General features: G+C 56.8%; 22 protein-coding genes and 1 tRNA gene. 4 read left to right on the top strand and 19 right to left on the bottom strand.

All coding sequences use genetic code 11. The features are described from left to right. Positions 1-11: 11 nt before the first annotated feature. The 6 genes from ACT7DV_RS14740 to ACT7DV_RS14715 form a co-directional block, all read right to left on the bottom strand. The gene (locus ACT7DV_RS14740) at positions 12-707 is read right to left on the bottom strand and encodes an urease accessory protein UreF (protein WP_444663665.1); all 696 of its coding nucleotides are present in this window, start codon (positions 705-707) and stop codon (positions 12-14) included. Continuing rightward, positions 688-1161 carry an urease accessory protein UreE gene (ureE, locus tag ACT7DV_RS14735; RefSeq protein ID WP_444663663.1) on the bottom strand — a complete coding sequence of 158 codons (474 nt, stop codon included), beginning with the start codon at positions 1159-1161 and terminating at the stop codon, positions 688-690. Before ureE ends, ACT7DV_RS14740 begins: the two co-directional genes overlap by 20 nt. Before the next feature lie 33 nt (positions 1162-1194). After that, positions 1195-2907, bottom strand: a complete 1713-nt coding sequence (gene ureC, locus ACT7DV_RS14730) for an urease subunit alpha (RefSeq protein WP_444663661.1) — start codon at positions 2905-2907, stop codon at positions 1195-1197. 2 nt (positions 2908-2909) lie between these two features. Continuing rightward, positions 2910-3245 (bottom strand): urease subunit beta, encoded by a 336-nt coding sequence (locus ACT7DV_RS14725; protein ID WP_146275237.1) that lies wholly within the window; start codon positions 3243-3245, stop codon positions 2910-2912. Positions 3246-3272: 27 nt separating this feature from the next. Further along, on the bottom strand, positions 3273-3575 hold the full coding sequence (locus ACT7DV_RS14720; RefSeq protein WP_444663658.1) for an urease subunit gamma: 303 nt from the start codon (positions 3573-3575) through the stop codon (positions 3273-3275). A gap of 402 nt (positions 3576-3977) precedes the next feature. Continuing rightward, entirely contained in the window at positions 3978-5702 is a 1725-nt protein-coding gene (locus ACT7DV_RS14715) for an FAD-binding protein (RefSeq protein ID WP_444663656.1), read from the bottom strand. A gap of 77 nt (positions 5703-5779) precedes the next feature. On the opposite strand from ACT7DV_RS14715, the gene ACT7DV_RS14710 reads away from it, so the two are divergent. Next, positions 5780-6706 carry a LysR family transcriptional regulator gene (locus ACT7DV_RS14710; protein WP_444663654.1) on the top strand — a complete coding sequence of 309 codons (927 nt, stop codon included), beginning with the start codon at positions 5780-5782 and terminating at the stop codon, positions 6704-6706. Here ACT7DV_RS14710 and ACT7DV_RS14705 read toward each other — a convergent pair. The 3 genes from ACT7DV_RS14705 to ACT7DV_RS14695 are packed head-to-tail and all read right to left on the bottom strand — an operon-like array spanning position 6690 to position 9228. After that, entirely contained in the window at positions 6690-7319 is a 630-nt protein-coding gene (locus ACT7DV_RS14705; RefSeq protein ID WP_444663652.1) for a pentapeptide repeat-containing protein, read from the bottom strand. The genes ACT7DV_RS14710 and ACT7DV_RS14705 overlap by 17 nt on opposite strands. An 11-nt stretch (positions 7320-7330) precedes the next feature. After that, entirely contained in the window at positions 7331-8338 is a 1008-nt protein-coding gene (locus ACT7DV_RS14700) for an epimerase (protein ID WP_444663650.1), read from the bottom strand. A 14-nt stretch (positions 8339-8352) separates the two neighbouring features. Next, on the bottom strand, positions 8353-9228 hold the full coding sequence (locus ACT7DV_RS14695; RefSeq protein WP_444663648.1) for a VOC family protein: 876 nt from the start codon (positions 9226-9228) through the stop codon (positions 8353-8355). 661 nt (positions 9229-9889) lie between these two features. Here ACT7DV_RS14695 and ACT7DV_RS14690 point away from each other — a divergent pair. The 3 genes from ACT7DV_RS14690 (at position 9890) to ACT7DV_RS14680 (ending at position 13063) form a co-directional block, all read left to right on the top strand. Then, complete coding sequence (locus tag ACT7DV_RS14690; protein ID WP_444663646.1) at positions 9890-10399, top strand: Lrp/AsnC family transcriptional regulator; 510 nt, start codon at positions 9890-9892, stop codon at positions 10397-10399. Positions 10400-10607: 208 nt separating this feature from the next. Further along, on the top strand, positions 10608-11681 hold the full coding sequence (hisC, locus tag ACT7DV_RS14685; RefSeq protein ID WP_444663644.1) for a histidinol-phosphate transaminase: 1074 nt from the start codon (positions 10608-10610) through the stop codon (positions 11679-11681). Beyond that, positions 11678-13063 carry an amino acid permease gene (locus ACT7DV_RS14680; RefSeq protein ID WP_444663643.1) on the top strand — a complete coding sequence of 462 codons (1386 nt, stop codon included), beginning with the start codon at positions 11678-11680 and terminating at the stop codon, positions 13061-13063. Before hisC ends, ACT7DV_RS14680 begins: the two co-directional genes overlap by 4 nt. Positions 13064-13117: 54 nt before the next feature. Here the strand turns inward: ACT7DV_RS14680 and ACT7DV_RS14675 are convergent, their stop codons facing one another. From ACT7DV_RS14675 to proB, 10 genes are all read right to left on the bottom strand, one after another. Continuing rightward, a complete protein-coding gene (locus ACT7DV_RS14675; protein ID WP_444663641.1) occupies positions 13118-13813 on the bottom strand; it encodes a DNA alkylation repair protein in 696 nt (231 codons plus the stop codon). Between the two features lie 8 nt (positions 13814-13821). Continuing rightward, positions 13822-14487 carry a GyrI-like domain-containing protein gene (locus tag ACT7DV_RS14670; protein WP_444663639.1) on the bottom strand — a complete coding sequence of 222 codons (666 nt, stop codon included), beginning with the start codon at positions 14485-14487 and terminating at the stop codon, positions 13822-13824. Continuing rightward, positions 14469-15560, bottom strand: coding sequence for a magnesium and cobalt transport protein CorA (locus tag ACT7DV_RS14665; RefSeq protein WP_444663637.1), 1092 nt, complete (start codon positions 15558-15560; stop codon positions 14469-14471). Before ACT7DV_RS14665 ends, ACT7DV_RS14670 begins: the two co-directional genes overlap by 19 nt. 309 nt (positions 15561-15869) lie before the next feature. After that, a tRNA-Ala gene (locus ACT7DV_RS14660) sits at positions 15870-15942 on the bottom strand. 72 nt (positions 15943-16014) lie between these two features. Continuing rightward, entirely contained in the window at positions 16015-16395 is a 381-nt protein-coding gene (gene rsfS / locus ACT7DV_RS14655) for a ribosome silencing factor (RefSeq protein ID WP_444663635.1), read from the bottom strand. A 57-nt stretch (positions 16396-16452) separates the two neighbouring features. Beyond that, entirely contained in the window at positions 16453-17952 is a 1500-nt protein-coding gene (locus ACT7DV_RS14650; RefSeq protein ID WP_444663633.1) for a hypothetical protein, read from the bottom strand. Between the two features lie 82 nt (positions 17953-18034). Further along, the gene (gene nadD / locus ACT7DV_RS14645; RefSeq protein WP_444663631.1) at positions 18035-18640 is read right to left on the bottom strand and encodes a nicotinate-nucleotide adenylyltransferase; all 606 of its coding nucleotides are present in this window, start codon (positions 18638-18640) and stop codon (positions 18035-18037) included. A 2-nt stretch (positions 18641-18642) separates the two neighbouring features. Continuing rightward, positions 18643-18855 carry a hypothetical protein gene (locus tag ACT7DV_RS14640; protein ID WP_146278150.1) on the bottom strand — a complete coding sequence of 71 codons (213 nt, stop codon included), beginning with the start codon at positions 18853-18855 and terminating at the stop codon, positions 18643-18645. 118 nt (positions 18856-18973) lie between these two features. Then, positions 18974-20266, bottom strand: coding sequence for a glutamate-5-semialdehyde dehydrogenase (locus ACT7DV_RS14635; RefSeq protein WP_444663628.1), 1293 nt, complete (start codon positions 20264-20266; stop codon positions 18974-18976). A gap of 10 nt (positions 20267-20276) precedes the next feature. Beyond that, positions 20277-21434: a glutamate 5-kinase gene (gene proB / locus ACT7DV_RS14630; protein WP_444663626.1), complete on the bottom strand. Its 1158-nt coding sequence runs from the start codon at positions 21432-21434 to the stop codon at positions 20277-20279. Between the last annotated feature and the right edge of the window lie 3 nt (positions 21435-21437).

Genomic DNA, 21437 nt, shown 5'->3' with positions numbered 1-21437 from the left:
GGGGTGGATAATCAGGACATGAACATGCGCGCCCGCTGGTGCTCATGGCGCATCTGCGCTATTTCCAAGCCGGGCGTGGCCACGCCCAGGTCCTGATCATCCAGCGTGAAAATTTTGGCAACCGCAGCGTTGACAGTCTCGTGCATCTGGCGGATGACACGCTGGCCAGCATCCTGGCCAAGCGGAATGGCGCGGATGGCGTTTTGAGTCAGGCTTGTCGCGGTGGAAAACAAATAGCTGCTCAGCGCGTCGGCAAGCGGCGCACCGGCGCCACGTGCAGCCAGGGCAAAGGCAATGGCCGGATGCCCGGTGCCGGTTCCTGCCTGGACTGCTTGCTGATAGCTGCGCAGTGATGGCACGGCAAAACCGGCCAATGCCACGGCTAGCATTCGGGAACCCATCTTCTGTGCTGCAATTCGCAGTTGGCGAGGCAAAGCCGACGCATGAATCAGCCGGTCCAGTTCGATAATGCGCTGGTCGTTGTCAGCTTCGAATGCAAGGCGCAGCAGCAGTCCATCGGTGTAGGTCAAGGATTGCTCCAAAAACAGGCGCAGCCAGTGGGCAAAACTCGCTTCGTCGTGCACTTGCCCGGTTTCCAAATAGGATTCCATCCCGAAGGAATGGCTGAAGGCTCCCGTAGGCAGTGCCGAGTCAGAGAGTTGCAGCAGGGTGAGCAGGGGCCCCGAGCTAGTGGGTATGTTCTGCATGTCGGAATGGAACGGGCATGATGCGTTCCTGCCGCTGGTAGCGTGCATGATGGTGCTTGAGGAAGTCCTCTACGGTGTGGTCGTACTGCACCACCATCACTTCAGCACCATAGTCAGATTCGCGGTCAAAAAATTGCGCTTGCAGATGCCGATTGCCCAACGAGTGGGCAATGAAACCCATATCAAAGATCGACTCCGGCGCAATGACCAGCACATCCGTGGGCAATACCGACACCGTAATGAGTTCCGAATCGGTAATGTGCAATATATCGCCGTCGCGCAGGTCCGGTCCCGGTGCTAAGCGCAGGCCCAATTCCCGTCCATGATCAGTGCTCACCCGTTGGATTCGCTTGACCAGGTCTGCGCTGGGCAGGACCACTTTTTCGTGATGCCGGCCGTCGAGCAGTCCGCTGCCATCCTCGTGGATATTTCCCACGAGTTTTTCAATAATCATTGTTCTCCTTCACAAAAAATTTTCCGCCAGCGGCTAGAACAAGAAGTAGCGCTGCGTCATGGGCAATTGCGTCGATGGCTCGCATGTTGCCAATTCTCCGTCGACAAAAACTTCGTAGGTCTGCGCGTCAACCTTGATCTCAGGGGTGTTCCCGTTGAGTTTCAAATCCGCCTTGGTTAGACCGCGAATGCCGTGGCAGGGTCGGATGAGTTTGCGCAGGCCAAGGCGTTGCGGGACTCCATCTTCAATGGCCGCTTGAGACATGAACGTGATCGAGCTTTCATAGACGGCACTGCCCATCGAGCCGAAGCTAGGGCGCAACGTGCGTGGCTGCGGTGTTGGGATGGACCCATTGGAGTCCCCCATGATCGACTGGACAATCAGCCCGCCCTTGATAATCAAATCTGGCTTGACGCCAAAGAAGGCCGGATCCCACAGCACGAGGTCGGCAAACTTGCCTTCCTCGACGCTTCCAATTGAGTCAGCGATGCCGTGGGCAATGGCCGGATTGATGGTGTATTTCGCAACATAGCGCTTCAGGCGCTCGTTATCGCCCACTTCGGGATCGCCGGGCAGCTTGCCGCGTTGGCGTTTCATCGCATCGGCTACTTGCCAGGTTCGCAGCACCACTTCCCCGACCCGGCCCATGGCCTGGGAATCGGAAGAAGTAATGGAAAAGACGCCCATGTCGTGCAAGACGTCTTCGGCGGCAATCGTCTCAGGACGAATGCGCGAGTCGGCAAAAGCGACATCTTCTGGAATATCGGGGTTCAGGTGGTGGCAGACCATCAGCATGTCCAGATGCTCGTCCACCGTATTGCTCGTGTAGGGCAATGTCGGGTTGGTCGAGGCGGGGATAACGTTGGGCAAGCCGGCCATGCGAATGATGTCCGGGGCATGCCCTCCGCCAGCACCCTCGGTGTGGAAGGTGTGAATGACTCGCCCAGCGATGGCTTCGATGGTGTCCTCCACGAAACCGCATTCGTTCAGGGTATCGGTGTGGATTGCCACTTGCACGTCATACTTGTCGGCCACCTTCAACGAGGTGTCGATGGATGACGTGGTCGCGCCCCAGTCTTCATGAATTTTCAGGCCGATGGCACCAGCGCGGATTTGCTCGACTAGCGGCGCTTCGCCGCTGGCGTGGCCCTTGCCCAGGAACCCGATATTCATAGGCAGGTTCTCGACCGCTTGCAGCATTCGCGAGATGTTCCATGGCCCCGGGGTCAGGCTGGTTGCCTTGCTTCCCTCGGCTGGTCCGGTTCCACCGCCAATCATGGTGGTGGTGCCATTGGCAAGCGCAGTCTCGACCTGGCCGGGCGAGACGAAGTGGATATGGGTATCGATGGCACCCGCAGTCAGGATCTTGTGCTCGCCAGCGATAATCTCGGTTGCGGCTCCGATAGTGATGTCAATACCGTCGGATATGTCTGGGTTGCCGGCTTTGCCAATCTTGAAGATGTGGCCATCTCGCAGGGCGACGTCTGCTTTGTAGATGCCGGAGTAGTCCAACACCACGACGTTCGTGATGACGGTGTCCGGGATCTGCTGGCCCCTGGTCAACCGGCCGTTTTGCCCCATGCCGTCGCGAATGACTTTTCCACCGCCGAAGACTACTTCCTCGCCATAGGTGGTGTAATCGTGTTCAATTTCCAACAGCAGTTCGGTGTCGGCCAACCGGATGGCATCGCCAACAGTTGGACCGTACATTTCCGAGTACTGCTTGCGGGACATTTCGAAGCTCATGCTTAGCGCTCCTGATCGTTCATGGATGTGCTGTCCAGAGGACCGGCAACGTGATTGCGAAAACCGTGAACCTGGCGGGCACCGGAAAATTCCACGAGATTTACGGTGCGGGCATCCCCGGGTTCAAATCGGACAGCAGTTCCTGCTGGAATGTCCAGGCGGAATCCCCTGGCGGAGTCGCGATCAAATTCGAGCTGCGCGTTGACCTCGGCAAAATGAAAGTGGGATCCGACCTGCACTGGCCGGTCGCCACGATTTACGAGTTTGAGCTCAAGCGTTTTCTGCGTCTGGTTGCAAGCAATGGGCTCGCCTCGAAGAATGTACTCTCCCGGAATCATTGTCCGTGCCTTTCGTTTCCACCTGGTCTAGCGAATGGGATTGTGGACCGTGACAAGTTTGGTCCCGTCCGGAAAAGTCGCTTCAACCTGGACGTCATGGATCATTTCCGCAATACCGTCCATTACGTCCTCGCGACGCAAAATAGTGGTTCCATAACTCATCAGGTCTGCCACGGAACGGCCATCGCGTGCGCCTTCGATCAGTTCATAGGTAATGACGGCAATGGACTCCGGGTAGTTCAACTTCAGTCCCCGTGATTGGCGACGGCGTGCTAGATCCGCAGCCACGACGATCATGAGCTTTTCTTGCTCCCTCGGCGTTAAATGCATTGACAGATTCCCCATTCAAGAGTTGCTTAGAGGTTCCACATTTGTACTCAGAAACGGCCAGAATACGCCGAGAGGGGTGTGAATATGGCAAGAACAGTGGACCTCCTCAACGTGCGCGGAAGGGAAAAAATCGGGCCATGAAACACTCATCGACTTAAATTATTTCCCCAAGACAGAGACGATTTTATCGGCCCAAAATTACGAGGCGTCGGCATGTCTGTTTCTGCCGAATTAAGAATGCATTACATCTGCTTCCAATTCTTGCCTGCGCCTGAAAACTCTTTGCAGCTGATGCGCCTAGGACAGGACAAAACTGCTCCCCGAATACCAAAGGGCGCTCGATGGCGAAGCTTCAGATTCGAAGAGCAGTAATAATGAGTTTCCCTGCAGGAAAACCGTCTTTTATTCGACCAGCTTTCCTACCTGGGATACTTCAGCGATCAGCGAGGAAATTTCGGCAGGTATCTCTGGGAGGGATTCACGCACGATGCCCTTCGGAGACCACACCAGATTCACCTGCAGTTCGGGGTCGGTCATGGGATAGTCGCTGCGATTGTGGCAGCCACGCGTTTCCTTGCGTTCCAGCGCTGATTCCAAGGTGGCTCGCGCTGCAAGGACTGATGACTTCAAATCGAAGGCGTGGCAGAGGTCCTGGAAACCGGCGATGTCTGGATGGATGCCAATATTTTGCATCCGCTGTTCAATTTCGCCCAGCTTTTCCAATCCAAGCTGGAGCCCTGCTTCATTTCGCACCACTCCAGCATGCGCAGTCATCACATCGCGAATTGCTCGCTGCAGGCTGCGCACATTCTCTTCACCGTCGGCTGACACCAGTGACTGCACGGAATGCCGTGCCTGGTCAATGGCTTGCTGTGAGCGCTGGTGGGTCATCAGTGCACGAGAATAGCCAGCGGCTTCCTGCCCCACGATGCGCCCGAAGACCAATAGTTCAATGAGCGAATTGCCACCCAGCCGATTGGCCCCATGCAATCCTGAGGATGCCTCGCCAATGGCGTATAGCCCGGGAACTTCCGTTGCATGCGTGAGAGGGTCCACCCAGACACCGCCCATGGAGTAATGCGCTGTTGGCGCAATCTCGATCTTCTCCTGGGTGATATCGAGCATCTGCTCTTCAAGCATGGTCTGGTACACCCGCGGCAGCCTGGACATGATGGTCTCTCGCGGCAAGTGGGATACATCCAGCCACACCCCGCCTTTGCCTGTGCCCCGGCCTTCACTGATTTCGGTATAGGCCGCGAGGGCTACCCGATCTCGCGTAGATAGTTCCATGCGCTCGGGATCGTAGCGTTCCATGAACCGCTCGCCTAGCGCGTTGGTCAATATTCCACCTTCACCGCGAGCTGCCTCTGAGATCAGGGTGCCCGCGACCGATTCAGGCTCGATAATGCCTGAAGGGTGGAACTGGACAAGCTCAGCGTCACGCAACCGTGCGCCAGCTTCGACCGCCAAGCGGAAGGAATCGCCAGTGTTTTCGTCGCGCCGGGAGCTGCTGCGTCGCCAGATGCGATTATGCCCACCCGCGGCCAGGATGACGGCATCGGCGTAAACCAGGTATCCGGTGCCGTCGTTGACATCAAAGCCATAGGCTCCGAAAATTTTGCCTTCGGCTACGAGTAGTTCGGTGATGTAGACGGAATCCAGAACTGGAATCTGCAGTTGTTCTGCGCGGCGGATCAGGGTTCGCTGAATTTCCAGTCCCGTGTAGTCGCCGGCAAAAGCTGTCCGGCGGAATTTGTGTGCCCCGAAAAAGCGCTGCGAAATGCGTCCGTCTTGTTCGCGGGCAAAGTTCATGCCGTAGCGTTCAAGGTCTTCGATCCCTCGCTGTGCGCCTTGGGCAACTACCTGTACGGTTCGCGGGTCCGCCAAGTAATAGCTTTCCTTGATGGTGTCTGCCGCGTGTTGCTGCCAGCTGTCTTCCTTGTCCATGGTTCCGAGGGCCGCGTTGATCCCGCCGGCGGCCAGGGAGGTGTGTGCATCGTGCTTTGGACGCTTGCCAACGGCTAAAACATCGGTGCCCGATTCTGCCAGCTCGATTGCTGCTCTCAAGCCAGAACCACCGGTTCCGATGACGAGTACCGACGTGGTTATCTGCTGTTCTTTTCTCATGTTTCCCAGCATCTGACGGCTATTGGAATACGTCCAATGAATTATCGGCATGATTACGATAGCGATATGCTATTCACATGAATCTAGAGCAGTTGCGCGGCTTCATTACGATTGCCGAAGTGGGACACTTCACTCATGCAGCCGAACTTTTGCACCTTACGCAGCCTTCGTTGAGCCGCCAAATCTCCACTCTCGAACAGGAGCTGGGGTCCGAACTTTTTCATCGCGCCCGAGGGAATATCTCGCTTACCGCGGCCGGCCAGGCGCTGCTCCCCCGAGCACGGCGAATGCTGGCCGATGAAGAAACCATTCGCAGCGAAATGGCGGATTTGGCCGGCTTAAGGCGCGGACGTGTTCGGCTCGGAGCACCTCCCACGCTGTGTGTTTCGCTAGTTTCGGAAGTATTGGAGATTTACCGCGAGAATTACCCTGGCGTGCAGCTGCAAATTTTTGAAGCAGGGTCGCACCGCCTCTTGGAGCAATTAGCCGGCGGAGAACTGGATCTTGCACTTATCGTGACGTCAGAGCACGCTGTGAACGAAAAACACCTGCAGAATCTGCCACTTCTGGAAGAGCAATTGGTTGTGATCGACTCGCTAGAGCGCCCACATTTGGCAGATGCGGCATTCCTGACTCTCAAGGATCTGGCACCGATCGCGCAACTCGCGTTCTCCCACAGCTATGACCTTCGCGCAAGCACCGCACAGGCATTCAAGGCCTCCGGACTGGTTCCGAATATCGTGGTGGAGGGAGGCGAAATGGATGCCGTATTGCGCTTTGTCCATCGCGGTTTGGGAGTTGCCGTGGTGCCGGCGACCGTAGCCCTGGAAACCCCGGGAATTCGCGCCATAGCCTTGCGCGACCCGCAGCTGGTCCGAACCATTGGACTTGCCCACCGGCGAGATGTATCACTAACCCGGGCTGCGACCGCCATGCACGAGCTGATTGAGAATACCGCGAAAATCCTGTCTGCTCGACACGAGCAAATTACGTCGCTACTTTGATCCCCAAGTGGCTGGCCATCTCCTCGGCTAGCAGGCTTAGCTGCAGGGAGTTGATTTGGGCTCCTCGCATCGCCTCAAGCCCCTCGATGTGAGCGAAGTCCAGCCCTTGAAGGTCAACATCGCGAAGTTGTGCGCCAACGCAGTTGAGTACCGAGGTTCGCGAGTCGGTGAAACTCACTCTCTGGATCTGGCCGCCAAAATCAATCTCTTCAAATTGGCAGTTGCGGAAGACGACGTCGCGAACCTTGGCTCGGCGCAGGTTCAACCAGCCGAATTTGCAGTTTTCAAACACGACGCCATCCAACTCGGCCTCGGCAAAGTCGCCCGAACCTATTCTGCTGTGGGTCACCCGCACATCGTTGAGGAACGCTCCGGCGGCGTTGAGCGACGGGGCACCAATCTGTTTTAGTTCACACTGCAAAAGCCGGGCGTTGCGCAACATTTCCAGCGCTACCCCGGTGAACCGGCATTCCTCAAGCCTGGCATCATCCGCGTGAACCGGAGTATCAATACCTTCAAAGTTCAGCAGTTCCACGTACTCGCCACCACCAAGATCCCCGGCAAATCCGGCTGCCAATGCGGGCAGGGTGAAAGGGCGAATTTTGGGCTTCAAGTGGTACATCCTTAATGCGATGCGGATTTCTTTCCAAGGCTTCCGACAATATCAGCTAAGGCAGCTTCGAGCTGCGGCCACTTAAATTGGTAACCAGTAGCCTGCAAAACTTCCGGCAGTGCCCATCGGGATTTAAGCAGCATTTCAGGTTCCACCCTGAGCAGGAACATCGCAGGTTCTAGCATCCATCGACAAACGGGCAGCCCGATCTTCCGTCCGACAGCGTGACGCAGGCTCGCCATGAGTTCGTGGTTCACTACAGGGTTCGGAGCTGCCAGATTTACTGCCCCTGAAATCTCTTGATGTTCAATCACGTGCCAGATGGCTCCGAGCACATCGTCGACATGTATCCAGCTGAAACGCTGTTGTCCAGCGGTGCGATACCAGACGCTACGCACTGGGCCGCTTGGATGCGGTCCGATGCCGCGGTACCTGCGGTGCGAAGGCCACCACCCATCATGTTGCGTCCCGCCCAGACCGAGGCGGGCAATAGCCAGCAATTTGCGCGTGGCTGGGCCATCCCCAAGCACGATCGCCATGCGCAGGGCCACTCGTCGAGTGCTGGGCAGTTTCCCCGTGAAGAATTCTTCTTCCCAATTGCGAGCGACGTCCACCGAGAACCCCTCGCCGAGGATCCCGGTGGACTCCGTATTGGGCTTGTGAATGCTGTGCTCATAAATGGTGGCCGTTGAAGCATTGAGCCACAACTGCGGTGGAAGGGCTGCCTGGGCCACGGCGGAATGCAAGGCTTGCGTGGTATCGACACGTGAAGCCAAGATCTGCTCGCGCGCCGCCTCGGTGTAACGGCAACCTACATTTTTCCCAGACAAATTAATGAGCAACTGCGCGCCATCAATAAGACGGGAAATTCCCGGCGCATCACCCCACGACACCGACGAATGGGGACCACGCCCAATGGTGGAAACGTCATAGCCAGCCGATCGCAGCTCGGCCACTAGCCTTTGGCCGATAAACCCGCTGGCTCCAGCAACAACTGCCCGTCGCGCATTCCCGCCCATCGCGCCTCCACCTTTTAGAAGTCGTTGATCACCAGTTTCTTCATGTTCAGCATATGCTCAAATGCTCCAGGGCGTTCCATGAGCTCGCCCATATTGGACGGTACGATTTGCCAGCTGACACCGAATTTGTCGGTAAGCCAACCGCAGGCTTCAGCTTCCGGCACGGCCGACAGCGCCTCCCAAACGCGGTCAATTTCCTCTTGGCCATCACATGGCCACTCCAGCGAGACACCGGGAGTGAATGAGAAGTCTTGGCGCACGCCCGAATCCATTGCCGCAACGGCATCCTCGGCCAAGGAGAACTGTGCAAACATCAGCGATTCTGCCGTGGCGACTTCGGTAGCTTGCCCATAAGGGAAGGCACTTTCCAGCTTGGCGCCAAGCACTTGCCCATAGAACTCGATTGCTTCGGCAGCCTGGTTCTGGGCCTGTCCGCCAAACATGAGGCATGGCATGACCCTTGCATTTTCAGACACTGGCTCTGCGGATTCCATCAGCTGCCAGGAGACACCATATTTATCGCTCACCCAGCCATAGCGTGCACTGAAATCGTAGGTGTCCAGCGGCATGAGCACGCTACCGCCTTCAGCCAAGGCCGCCCAGGTTGCATCCAGGACATCGCGCTCATCGGTGTTGAAACTTAAGATCATCGAAATCGAAGCATTGGGTGCGAACTCTTCGCCGGCATTGATCAGAGTTATTTTTGTGCCGCGGACCCACACCGAGACGGTGAGTGGCTTGCCGGCAAGTGGTTGCTGGAAATCCAACAGGCCTTCTGTTGGATAGCGCGATTCAATCTCTGTCTTGGCCTCTGGCAATGCTGCCGCGTAGAACTCCCCAGCTTCTCCGGCCGTTCCTTGCATCCATAGGTTGACGGTGAGCTTTTGCATGACGAAACCTCTCGGGTAACTGAATGACGCTTTCACGGTACCGCGAAGAATACAACAAAAACAGATGCATCAGAGAACTTTTAGCCCAGATTCACCGCCGAGTTTTTCCGCGTTTGTCCTGCAGGAAAATTCCTCCATCGTTCGATTTGTTGCGTGGGCCATACCAGCGACATATTCCCAGGCAGGTTGAGGGAAAACTTCGCGTCCCGATGCTCCGGGGACGCAACGTCGACCGGGACTCGGCAAACTTACCGATAGAAGCGCACAAGACACTTATGGAGCCCGGCTTAATCAAGTCGTCGTAGCCAGCTTCCACGCGTTGCCAGCGCCATCCAATCGTGGCAAAGGTGCACCATGAAGTGGGGGCCAATCGGGGGATGCGCCGGTAATTGCCCGTGCGCCTAGGCCGGAGATCGAGGCCACTGGTGTCCGCCATAAATTGCTCGACTCGTTTATTCTGCTCGTGGACTGCACTTCACGAGTGACCCTCTGGTGCAGGCCGGCTACAGATTCCAGCCAACGTCCTGCCGCAGAAGACCCGCGGCTCGGATTTTGTCCAGGGTACCGTCTGACGAGAAGCACCGCAGGAAGGTGCTGCTCCATGCACCCAGCTTGGAGAGTTAGCCTTGGATGACTGACTGAATTCTCTGAAAGGACCACAGTGCGCATTGATCGCCTGGATGCAGATCTTATCGAGCTGCTCACCGACTCCCCTATGCTGCCGGTGATGGAATGCGCACGCCGCCTAGGCGTTGCCCGCGGTACCGTCAGCAGTCGGTTGGCCCGTCTGCATGAGGCAGGAGTGATCCGCGGAATAATTCCACGGATTGAACCGGCAGGTTTCGGCTACTCGCTTGTCGCCTTCTGCCAGGTTGAAATCATCCAGCGCTACGGACACGCACCAGTGGCTTCAGCCCTAGAAGAAACGATCCCCGAAATCATCGATATGTATACCGTGACTGGAAATTCTGATTTGCAGCTGCGCGTAGTTGCGCAAACGGCGGAGGACCTTCAAGACATTTTTGATCGGATCAATCGCGTGTCCGGGGTTGCCAGGACTTCATCTTCCTTTGCCTTGCATGAACACTTCCAAGGACGAACACTGCCGCTGGTGGCCGCATGCGCTAAGACTGAGCCAGAGCAGGAAAAGGCTATGCAGATTGACCAGTAAAATAGAGGGATGGGCAATTACTGCTATGCAACCTGCATAGGCCAGCGGATGTCGATTGCACCGCTGATTCGATCAATCTACAGTCATTGCTTGTGAATCGCGACACGCGAGAATATGAGCAAGGCCACGGCTGAAGACATCAGTTCACGTCCTTGCTGTTTGAACGATTGCCAGCATCATGCAGTGGTGGCAGTCAGAGAGGAAACTCATGACCCTTCACCAGCGCCCTTCCTTGCAGGACGTCCCGGCATATAAGCAGGGCAAGCCCGCACCCGCTGGAGCTTCAAAACTCTCATCGAATGAATCACCACACGCACCCTTGCCTTCGGTGATCTCCAGCATCCAGGAGGGTCTGGCGAACATCCACCGCTATCCAAGCATCGCCGCGCCCCAGCTGACCGCAGCACTGAGCAAGCAGTTCAGCATTGGCGCTGAGCATGTCACTCTGGGTGCTGGATCAGTTGAAGTCGCCGCGCAGATCATCCATGCGGTCGCCGCCGAAGGCGATGAAGTGATGTATGCGTGGCGCTCCTTCGAGGCATATCCATCGTTGGTTCGTATTGCCGGAGCTGCTCCTGTCGAGGTTCCGCTGGACGCCGAGTCCCGCCACGACCTGCCAGCCATGCTGGAGGCCATCACCGACAAGACCCGTCTCATCTTCATCTGCAACCCGAACAACCCCACAGGGACGGTCGTCGAGGCTCAAGCGCTGGACCAGTTCATCAACGCGGTGCCACGGAACATACTTGTAGTTGTTGACGAAGCCTACGTGCACTTCGACCGGTCCGAAGTACGTGCTGACGGCATCGAGCTATTCCGAAAATACCCGCACGTTGCGGTCCTCCATACCTTCTCCAAGGCCTACGGTCTTGCTGGACTGCGGATCGGCTACGCAATCAGCCCCCTCGAAGTCGCCAATAACCTGCGCAAGGTCGCTGTGCCATTCGGAGTTTCCGATTTGGCCCAGCGTGCTGCTGTCGCGTCGCTGGCTGCGATCGACGAGCTGGCTGTGCGCATCGACGAAGTGGTAGCTCAGCGTGAACGAATGTATGAGGGGCTGGCACAGGCCGGCTATCCGGTAGTCAAATCCCAAGCCAACTTCGTATGGGTAGGCGCAGGGGCTGACACCGTTGATTTGGAAGCACACCTTGCCGCCGGCGGCGTTGTAGTACGCGCCTTCCCCGGTGATGGCTTGCGCATCTCCTCCGGTACAGAAGAAGACGTCAATCGCGTGCTGGCGGCTTTGCCAGCATGTGCATCCGCAGAGGCAGCCACCGCATGACGGCAGTAAAAAACACCGAAGCCCAGCTGCACACAGGCCTGACTCGACGCCAGATTTCCATGATGGGTCTTGGCGGTGCGATAGGCGCCGGCCTGTTCGTTGGCTCGGGTCAAGCGATTTCGATTGCCGGCCCCGCAGTGCTTATTTCCTATCTGCTCGCCGGCACGGTCATCATCGTGATCATGGCGATGCTGGCAGAGATGGTTGCGGCGCATCCTTCCTCGGGAGCTTTCAGCACCTTTGCGCACAAGGCCATGGGACGCAGCGCGGGCAGCACCTTGGGCTGGCTTTACTGGGTGCAACTAGTTGTGGTCATTGCCGCCGAGGCCACTGGCGCCGCTGCGATCACTGCTGCATGGTTCCCGGCCTTGCCGCAATGGGCCTGGGTTCTGGGCTTCGTCGTGGTGCTCACCGGGGCCAACCTCTTGGGCGTTCGTAACTATGGCCGCTTCGAGTACTGGTTTGCGGTTATCAAGGTCGCAGCAATCATTGCTTTCCTGGTCTTTGGCGCGCTCGTGCTGGCCCACGTGATTCCTACCGATGAACCGGTTGGATTCGCGAACTTGGCAGCCCACGGTGGCTTCGCGCCAGGAGGCATGGCTGGCATCGCCGCCGCCGTGCTGATCGTGATCTTCTCCTTCGGCGGAACCGAAGTCGTTTCAATCGCTGCGGCCGAATCCAAGGACCCAGCCGGAAACATCAAGCGAGTAGTGAAGTCAGTGATGCTGCGCATCCTCTTCTTCTACCTCGGCTCAATCTTGATCATCATTGCCTTGGTGCCTTGGAATGATCCTTCGGTGGTTGAGGGGCCGTTCGCCGCTGCCCTGGCCGTCATGCATATTCCAGGTGTGGGCCTGCTGATGAATGCTGTCGTAGTCGTTGCACTGCTTTCAGCAATGAATGCAAACATCTACGGTTCATCACGCATGCTTTATTCACTCGGACAGCGAAAACTTGCTCCACGCAGCGTCACCCACGTAACTGGGAAGGGCGTTCCAGCCAAGGCAGTGATCAGTTCCGTGGCGTTCTCATTCCTGGCGGTCGGGTTGAATTGGATTTGGCCAGATGCGGTCATGCCGATCCTGCTCAACGTAGTTGGCTCCACCATCATCTTCATCTGGTCCTTCATCGCAGTTACCCAGCTGATCTTGCGCCGTCGGGCAGATCGCGATGGCGAGAAGCTCCCCTTGCGGCTGTGGGGCTTCCCTGGCTTGTCCATCGCCACGATCGTGGTCTTGGCGGCAATTGTTGTCGTAGCGATGACCGATCCAGCGGCTCGTACCCAGCTGCTGTTGACCGGTGGCCTGACTGCCGCAATTTGGGTTATATCCAAATTGCTCCTGCGCCACGAGGCAGATGCTGAACAGGACAGCGGCCTGTAGCCAGCGAGCGTGGTTCGACCGAGCCTGGGCCTGGTTCACTTCTGTGAATCAGGCCTAGGCTTTTCTCTTCACCATTTCGTTGATCCAGATGGGCGCAAATGGCGAGGTGCATCCGGCTGAAGTTGGATAATCGGCAAGCACCTGGAGCTTTTCGCCAATTGCCAGTGCGCGTTCGCGCAAGGCTGCATGCTCGATACCGATCTGAGCCAGGGTTGTGTTCATTGCCCATTGCAGGCGATCCGGCGCATCGAGCATCTGGCCTTCGATGATATCCAGCAGCCCGGGCAGGTCGAGTCTTCCCGGGTCCTCGGCGACTTGGTGTGCGGTGAGTTCCCACCCCGCCGCCAACTGGACCGGGTCTTTTTCCCGCATCAGCACTTCGCGCAGCTCTTCAAGCAGCTTGGTTTTCTTCACTATGTAGCTGAGGAACCACGCTTGCACTTTTGGCGTGCTGGCTTCCTTGCTCCAGGCCTGCAATTGTTCCAATGTGAAGCTGCGGGGTTTAGCAATCAGGAGGGCTACCAGGCGACTGGGGGTTTCCTTCGTCTCCCACAGCTTCTGGGCCAGGTCTTGGTTGGACTTCAGGGCCTTGGCTATTGCTCTGAGCTTGCCAAGGTTGACCCCGAAATCATCACCGTGGCGTTCATTGACTGCTCGCGCCTTGGGATCTTCCAGCTCCGCCAGCGCCTGCTGGATTTCTGCCACCGTACTTTCAGGTCCGAGCTGATTACTCAACGTCTCCTCCATCATTGGTTCAATTACACTGATTCCACCGGCTGCCGCAGAATTGTGCGCAGCTTATCTGGCGCTACTTTCCGCGGATCTCCAAGATAAACCTCATGATGTTTGCCGGTAGGCCGCATGCCATGTCCGACAATAATATTCTCATGCATCATGCGAAGCACGGGCCCTTCTTCATCATATGCTCCGAGATGCAGCGTCTGTACGCACTGGCCTTCATCCAGCAACTCGAACCGCATCCTTTCGATGCTTGGCAGGTCTCGCCTCGACTTTGCTGCTTCAACGGCGACTTGAACATCATCGTCGTTGAGCCATTCGGGAACCATCAGCATGAGAGTCCAGGACCATTTCGATTTATCGCGTTCAGTCGTGAACGAGTTCATGTCATCGGCCCACCACAAGCCTTCCAAAGGTGGGACCACGTAGTCTTGCCCGTTTTGCTTGCTGGCGAATTTGAGCTTGTAGGCTACGGGATAGATCGTTTCCAACGCCTGGGTATACGTTCGCTCGAGGTTGGGATCGCCTTGTCCATCAATCATGAGATAGCGCATCGCTGGAACCTGCAAAATACGGAATTCCCCATATTTGGCGCGGTAGCTGCCAGTCGCCTTTTTAAAATCAATTTTTTCTGCCACAGCTTCTTCTCCCCCGCGTTGCCCGCCGGCTAGAACCACTTGCGCCATTTGAAAACACCATAAAGCACGGCAGCGAAACCAACCATTAGCAATATTGCAGCTGGATAGCCAAAGGCCCAGTGCAACTCCGGCATATTGTCGAAATTCATGCCGTAGACCGCGGCTATCAAGGTGGGTGCAAACAAAATTGCGGCCCAACCTGATATTTTCTTCATATCCTCATTCTGGCGTTGAGCCACCAGCGTGGCATTCACATTCAGGATTTGAGACAACGCGTCACGATACTCGAGTGCTTGGGCATGAGCCCTGGTGAGATGGTCCGTGACATCTTGCAAGTAGGTTTCCAGTTCCTCGGGAACCGGGTACTTCTTAAATCCGTCATCGAGGGACCTTACGACTTCCAGGAGCGAGGCCGTGGAGTGGAGCACGTCGATCACTTCTTGGCTCAACCGGTAAATGCGTTCGGTCACTGCAGCGTCTCCACTGAATACCTGGCGCTCGATCTGCTCCTTGTCTATTCCCAGGCCATGCAGCACTGGAGCGTAGCCATCAACAATCTCGTCAAGGATCCGGTAGAGAACCGCCTCGGAGCCCAGCCGAAGCAATTGTGGATCTTTGAGCAGCATTTGATGTTGCTGCAGGCTGCCGTTGCTTATCGACTCGGCAAATTCATGCCCATCGGTTCCGTCAATCCAGCGATGGTCCTGGCATAGGACGGCTATCGAACCTTGCCGAACGAGAATGTGGAATTCGGAGAGTTCGACCTCCTCGGCCGAGTCGAGATACAAGGCCGAACGAACAACTAGCAATAAGACATCACCATAGCGTTCAAGCTTTGGACGCTGTCGCGCGTGCAGGAGGTCCTCAACGAGTACCGGATGCAGGTCCCAGGCTTCTGCAAGTTCCTGGATGTCTGCTTCGTCCGGGGTGGGATACAGCGACAAGGCAATGCGGTTCTCGCCGCTATGGCAGAAATCCAGCGCTTCTGCGGCAGTAACGCTTGAAGGCGCCAGTTCGACGGTTCCGTCATCGATATAGCGCACGCGCTTGGAACTATGCGCTGGGCCCTGGCCATTACCGGCCTGCCGCGCTCGGTTTGCCCGTCGCTGTATACGTGCCATGCTTCTCCCGGTCGAACGATTTTGTTCAAGTATCGCAAGTGAGTATCAAATTGTGGCGCACATACTGATTCAAAGCACCGTGAGATTTGGCTTAATTACTACTCCCATCGGGGGAACCGAACGAGGCATGGAACCACGACGTTGGGTGTCACCGCGGTCCCCCTCATTCAGGTGGCATAAGTTGTGAGTTGCTCTGAATCTGCACACCGGAGGCGAGGCAAAACCGGGAATACAAAGAACCCAAAAAATAGGCGCTGAATATACAAAAAATCCTGGAATTCTTTTTCAAGAATTCCAGGATTTAATTTGTGGAGGTAAGGGGATTCGAACCCCTGACCTTCTGCATGCCATGCAGACGCGCTACCAACTGCGCCATACCCCCAAAAGGATTGCTACCCTGATCAGGCAACTCCATAATCATAGATGACTACCTGATCAGGATGCAAATTCACGATTACTGGTTCTGCTGTTTCGGATCCTCAGGCAGCTCGATCACCGGGCAATCAGCCCAGAGACGTTCCAGCGCGTAGAAAACGCGGTCTTCCTGGTGCTGTACGTGGACTACAACATCTCCGTAGTCCAACAGGACCCAACGGCCCAAGCCAAAACCTTCACGGCGGACCGGGCGCATGCTGTATTCTTCCAGGACCTTGGCCTGAATTTCATCAACGATTGCGTTCACCTGCGGTTCTGATCCACCAGAGACAATCAAGAAGGCGTCGGTAACGCCCAGGCGGTCCGCTACGTCTAGCGCGACCATGTTTTCTGCCAACTTTTCAGATGCAGCCTGTGCTGCAATCATCACGAGGGCAATTGAATCTGCGTGTGCTCCCATTGAGTGGGGTGTCTCCTTGTTAGAGGTGTAGATCGAGAACTTAATTTTGCAACGAAACTAGTTGCCGAGCAACATGATCAGCCCGGCGATCAGCGCTGCACCGCCGACGCTCAGTGCCACGATCATGGCGATAAGCATATTGTTGGCGCGACGAACGCCATGTGTTTGAACATCCAACGGCTCAAGCCCCTGGGCATTCACAGCATCAATTCGCGGCATTTGAACTTCTGGGGAGGCTTCAGGAGCCGCGGCTGGTTTTTTTGCCTCAGCAACTGGCTTAGCTGGCGCTTTGGCTGCCGGCTTGGGGGCCGCTTTGGGTGCTGCCTTCGGTGCAGGTTTAGGTGCAGTCTTGGCAGCGGGCTTGGGCGCCGGCTTCGTCGCAGCTGGCTTTGGCGCTGGCTTGGCAGCGTCAGCTGTTGTAGCCGAAGGCTTTTTTGCAGCTGGTGCAGATTCATCCTTCTTGGAACTGATTTTGCCGTCGGAATCAAGATTAAGAGACACGCTTTGCGTCTTGGGGCCCTGGACACCAGTCTTGGCAATGCGGTCTTCTACCTCGCGAATATTCCCCATTGCGCCGGTGAAAGGATCAGATGACTTATCATCCTTGCCCTGCTTGGCGTTTTCGACACGCAAGCGCTCGCGTTCCGCGGCACGGCGGGAAATAATGGCGGCACGAGCTGCCATTTCACGCTGATGGGCAAGTACTTCGAGATCAATCTCGGAGTCATCTTCGCCCAAGAGGTTCGGGTCGATTGGCGCTTTTGGAGCATGCGCGCGTCGCGCTGCAAGTGCTTGCTCAACGCTCATCACCGTAGTTTCGGGTGAATCTTCGTCAGCAGCCGGTTTCTTGGCTGGCTTCGCTGCCAGTTTGGGCGCGGCTGCCGGATCGGCTTTGCCCTGTTCGGCCAATGCCTGCAACCGAAGCTGGCGACGAGTCAGGGGCTTGGGATCGTCCGCAGGTTCAACCGTTGGAATGTGGCTAGTCAACGCATCTACTTCGCCTTCAAGGCGACGGCGCTCACGCAAAGCTTCACGATTCCGGGCACGACGAAGCGATGCGCGCTCCCCTACCGGTTCCTCATTAGCCGGCTCAGTGGCCGGCGAATCATTCTTCGCAGAAGCCTTGGCCTGCGGCGCTGGCTTAGGCTGAGGCTTGACTACCTGCTCGTCATTGCCCTTCGACGGAGCTTGCTTTTGAACGCCAGGCGCTGCTGCAAGCTTGTCTGGGCTTTGTGGCGCTTCGTCGGCTTGCTTTGAAGTGGTCTGCGGAGCAGGCTTCTGGGCTGCTGGGCTGGTCTTGGCTGCCGGTGCGGGTTTCGGGGTCGGTTTTGCCGCCTGTGGCTTGGCCGGTTCCGGTTTCGGAGTTGGCTTTGCTGCGGGAGCGGCATCAGCTTTCGCTGGCGTTGCCGATTGCTCGGCCCCTCCCGCCTTTTTCTCACCTGCGAGTTCTTTTGCTTCTTGTTCTGCCTTGCTGCTTGCCAGCAATGCTTCCATTTCGGCACGTCGCTTTTCGCGCAGAGCTCGCCTGCTAGAAACCGGCTGCGAGTTATCGCTCATCCTGTACTTCTCCCCGACCGCATAGACAAATACCGTCACCCTTACCTAGAGATTATGCCGTGTTACGTCACCTAATGTGAGGTTACGACTCGGTATACAGCCCATATTTTGCAATGTACTGCACCACACCATCGGGCACAAGGTACCAAACTGGCTTATCCTGAGCGACTCGTACACGGCAATCCGTCGACGAAATCGCCAGCGCCGGGATCTCCAACTGGGAAACATTGTCCCTGCCAAGATCGCTCATTACGTACCCAGGACGGCTCACGCCAACAAAATGAGCGAGGTCCCAGACCTGGTCGATGTCACGCCAGCTCATGATCTGGCTCATCGCATCGGCACCGGTGATGAAGAACAATTCCGCATCAGGCCGTTCTGCTCGCAGATCAAGCAAGGTGTCACGAGTGAAGGTGGCACCTTCACGGTCAATATCGACCCGGCTTACCGTAAACCGGGGATTGGAAGCCGTGGCAATGACGGTCATCAGGTAGCGGTGTTCCGCGCTGGTAACCTGCTTGTCGGCCTTCTGCCAAGGATGCCCGGTGGGTACGAAAACTACCTCATCCAAGTCGTACTCGGCCGCAACTTCGCTCGCGGCGACCAAGTGGCCATTGTGGATGGGGTCAAAAGTACCGCCCATCACGCCGAGGCGTAATGGGCGATCACTGTGCTGCCGCTCACTCAAGACTAGTGGCTATGTGGTTCGTGCGTCTTGAACTGGCGGTGAATATCTTGTTCTTCGTCCTTGACCGAGTGGCGGTTGCCAACGTTGGTGTAGGAAACGGTGATCAATAGCAAGATCATCAATGCAACAAAAATGCCGCCACCGATCAGCAGGGACCAAGTGTGTGCACTCAAGCCAGGGGCAGCGGCTTCGGAGGCCATAATCAGCGCGTTCAAGTAAATCTCCAGTCGTATCCACGGAAGCCGCCGGATCTTCAATTTCTTTCGAAGATCCAGCAGTCCGAAAAGTAACGGTACGTTTCTTCTACATCCTACCGAAAACGGCGGTCAGAAACTATTTGCGAACGTGCCCGTCGCCCTGGACGATCCACTTGGTGGTCGTAAGCTCAGCCAAACCCATAGGACCACGCGCATGCATCTTCTGCGTGGAGATCCCTACCTCTGCACCAAGGCCCAGCTGTCCGCCATCGGTAAAGCGGGTCGACGCATTCACAATGACAGCAGCCGACTCGATTTCTGCGATGAAGTGCTCGGAGGAAGCCAAGGACGAAGTGATAATCGCCTCGGTGTGCCCCGTCGAGTACTCGCGGATATGATCCAGCGCCTCCTCGATGTCATCCACAACCTTGACCGCAATATCCAAGTCCAGGTACTCGTTGCGCCAGTCATCTTCACCAGCGGCAATGGTCTCCAGCTGCGGTACCAACGCTGCTGCGCGTTCTTCAACGTGCAGCGTCACGCCAGCAGCAGACAATGCCTTCAGCACTGAAGCGGCGATCGGCGAATCCTTGTGGATCAACAGCGTCTCAACGGTATTGCACACGCTTGGACGCTGCGTCTTGGCGTTAGTGAGGATGTCAATTGCCATCTGCTCATTGGCATCAGCGTCCAGGAAGATGTGCACATTGCCTTCGCCGGTTTCAATCACTGGAACCTTGGCGGTGGTGACCACGCGCTGAATCAGTTCGCGACCACCGCGGGGAATCAGGACGTCAATCTTGCCTCGTGCGCCCATCATGGCATCCGCACCGTCGCGTCCATACTGGTCAATGGAGATGACCAAGTCGCGAGGAAGCGATACGGATTCCAGCGCATCACGGATGACCGCAACAAGCGCCTGGTTGGAATTCAGCGCGGCGCTGCCGCCCCGCAACAAGACCGCATTGCCGCTCTTCAGCGACAAGCCGGCAATATCAACAGTCACGTTGGGACGGGCTTCGTAAATGGTTCCGATGACGCCCATCGGGACATTGACCTGCCGCATCCGCAAACCATTAGGCAGCGTCTCGCCTCGAACTACCCGTCCGACCGGATCAGGAAGTCCGGCTAGTTCGTGCAGCGCGGCAATCAATCCATCAATACGCGAATCATCAAGCTTCAAACGATCCAGCATCGCCGTTGAGGTTCCGTTGGCACGGCCGGCTTCCAGATCTTTCTTGTTCTCCTGAAAAATCTTGGACCGGTTCGCGTCGATGCCAGCGGCCATGGCCAGCAGTGCGCGATCCTTCCAGTCTCGATTGGCGCGTTTGAGAACTCGCGATGCGCGCCGGGCGCGATCGGCTAGTTGGTTGACCGAGCTGGTGACGTCGGTGATCTGTTCTTCGGTTCGTGCGGCGTCGATACTCATGATCCCCATTCTAGAAAATAGGTTCGATCAAAGCTAGGTCATCGACATGCACGACCGACTTATCGTAACCTTCGCCAAGTTGCTCAACCAGGTCGCCGGTGTTCTGCCCAAGCATCTCCGGCAGCTCTTCAGAGCTGTAATTCACCAGACCGCGGGCAAAAGGCACGCGGTCTGAACCGCAGATTTCCACGGCATCTCCGGGCTCGAAGGCCCCCTCTACATCGATGATGCCGGCGGCAAGCAGCGAGTTGGTGCCTCGGGAAATTGCTTGGACCGCGCCTTCGTCAAGGATCAGGCGCCCTTCAATGCTTGCCAAATAGGCAAGCCATACATCGCGTGCCGAGCGGCGAGAGTTTCGAGCGGCAAACCAGGTACCCACGTCTTCGCCCCGCAGCGCCTTGGCAGCGTTGTCGGTGCTAGTCACCAAGGTTGGGATGCCGGCCGAAGAGCTCATGGTTGCGGCGTCAACCTTGGTGATCATGCCGCCGGTGCCCACGCCAGCAGCACCAGGTGTACCCAGGTCTACCGCTTCAAGCTCATCGGGGTGCTCGATGGTGGTAATGCGGCTTCCGCCCTCTTCAGGGTGCGCGTCATAAACGGAATCGACGTCGGAGAACAGCAGCAACGCATCAGCTTTAACAAGGTGCGCCACCAAAGATGCAAGGCGGTCGTTATCACCGAAGCGGATTTCACGGGTTGCGACCGCATCATTTTCATTGACGATGGGCAGCACACCAAGGTTCAAGAGCCTGACCAGGGAACGCAATGCGTTGGTGTAGGAAGAACGGCGCATCAAGTCATCTGCCGTGAGCAATACCTGGCCAACACGCAGGTCATGTTCTTCAAAGAGCTGCGTGTATTCGGCCAGCAACAGCCCCTGGCCGACGGCCGCGGCGGCCTGCTGGGTTGCCAAGTCCTTGGGACGTTTGGGCAAACCCAGCGGGGCCAGGCCGGCGGCAATTGCCCCGGAGGAAACGAGGATGACCTCGGTGCCGTTGTTCACGGTTTCGGCGAGAGTGTCCACCAAAAACTTCAGTCTCTCATGGGATATTCCCCCGCTGACCGTGGTCAGCGAGCTGGATCCAACCTTTACAACGAGTCGCCGTGCATCCGGCAATTCGTGAGGAGAGGTAATGGCTGAAATAGTCTTGGTGGCACTTTCACTCATACT

The sequence above is a fragment of the Glutamicibacter sp. TV12E genome (assembly GCF_052441935.1).
GTDB lineage: Bacteria > Actinomycetota > Actinomycetes > Actinomycetales > Micrococcaceae > Glutamicibacter.
The sequence above is the reverse complement of the archived record's forward strand: the minus strand, read 5'-3'. Positions and strand labels throughout refer to the sequence as shown.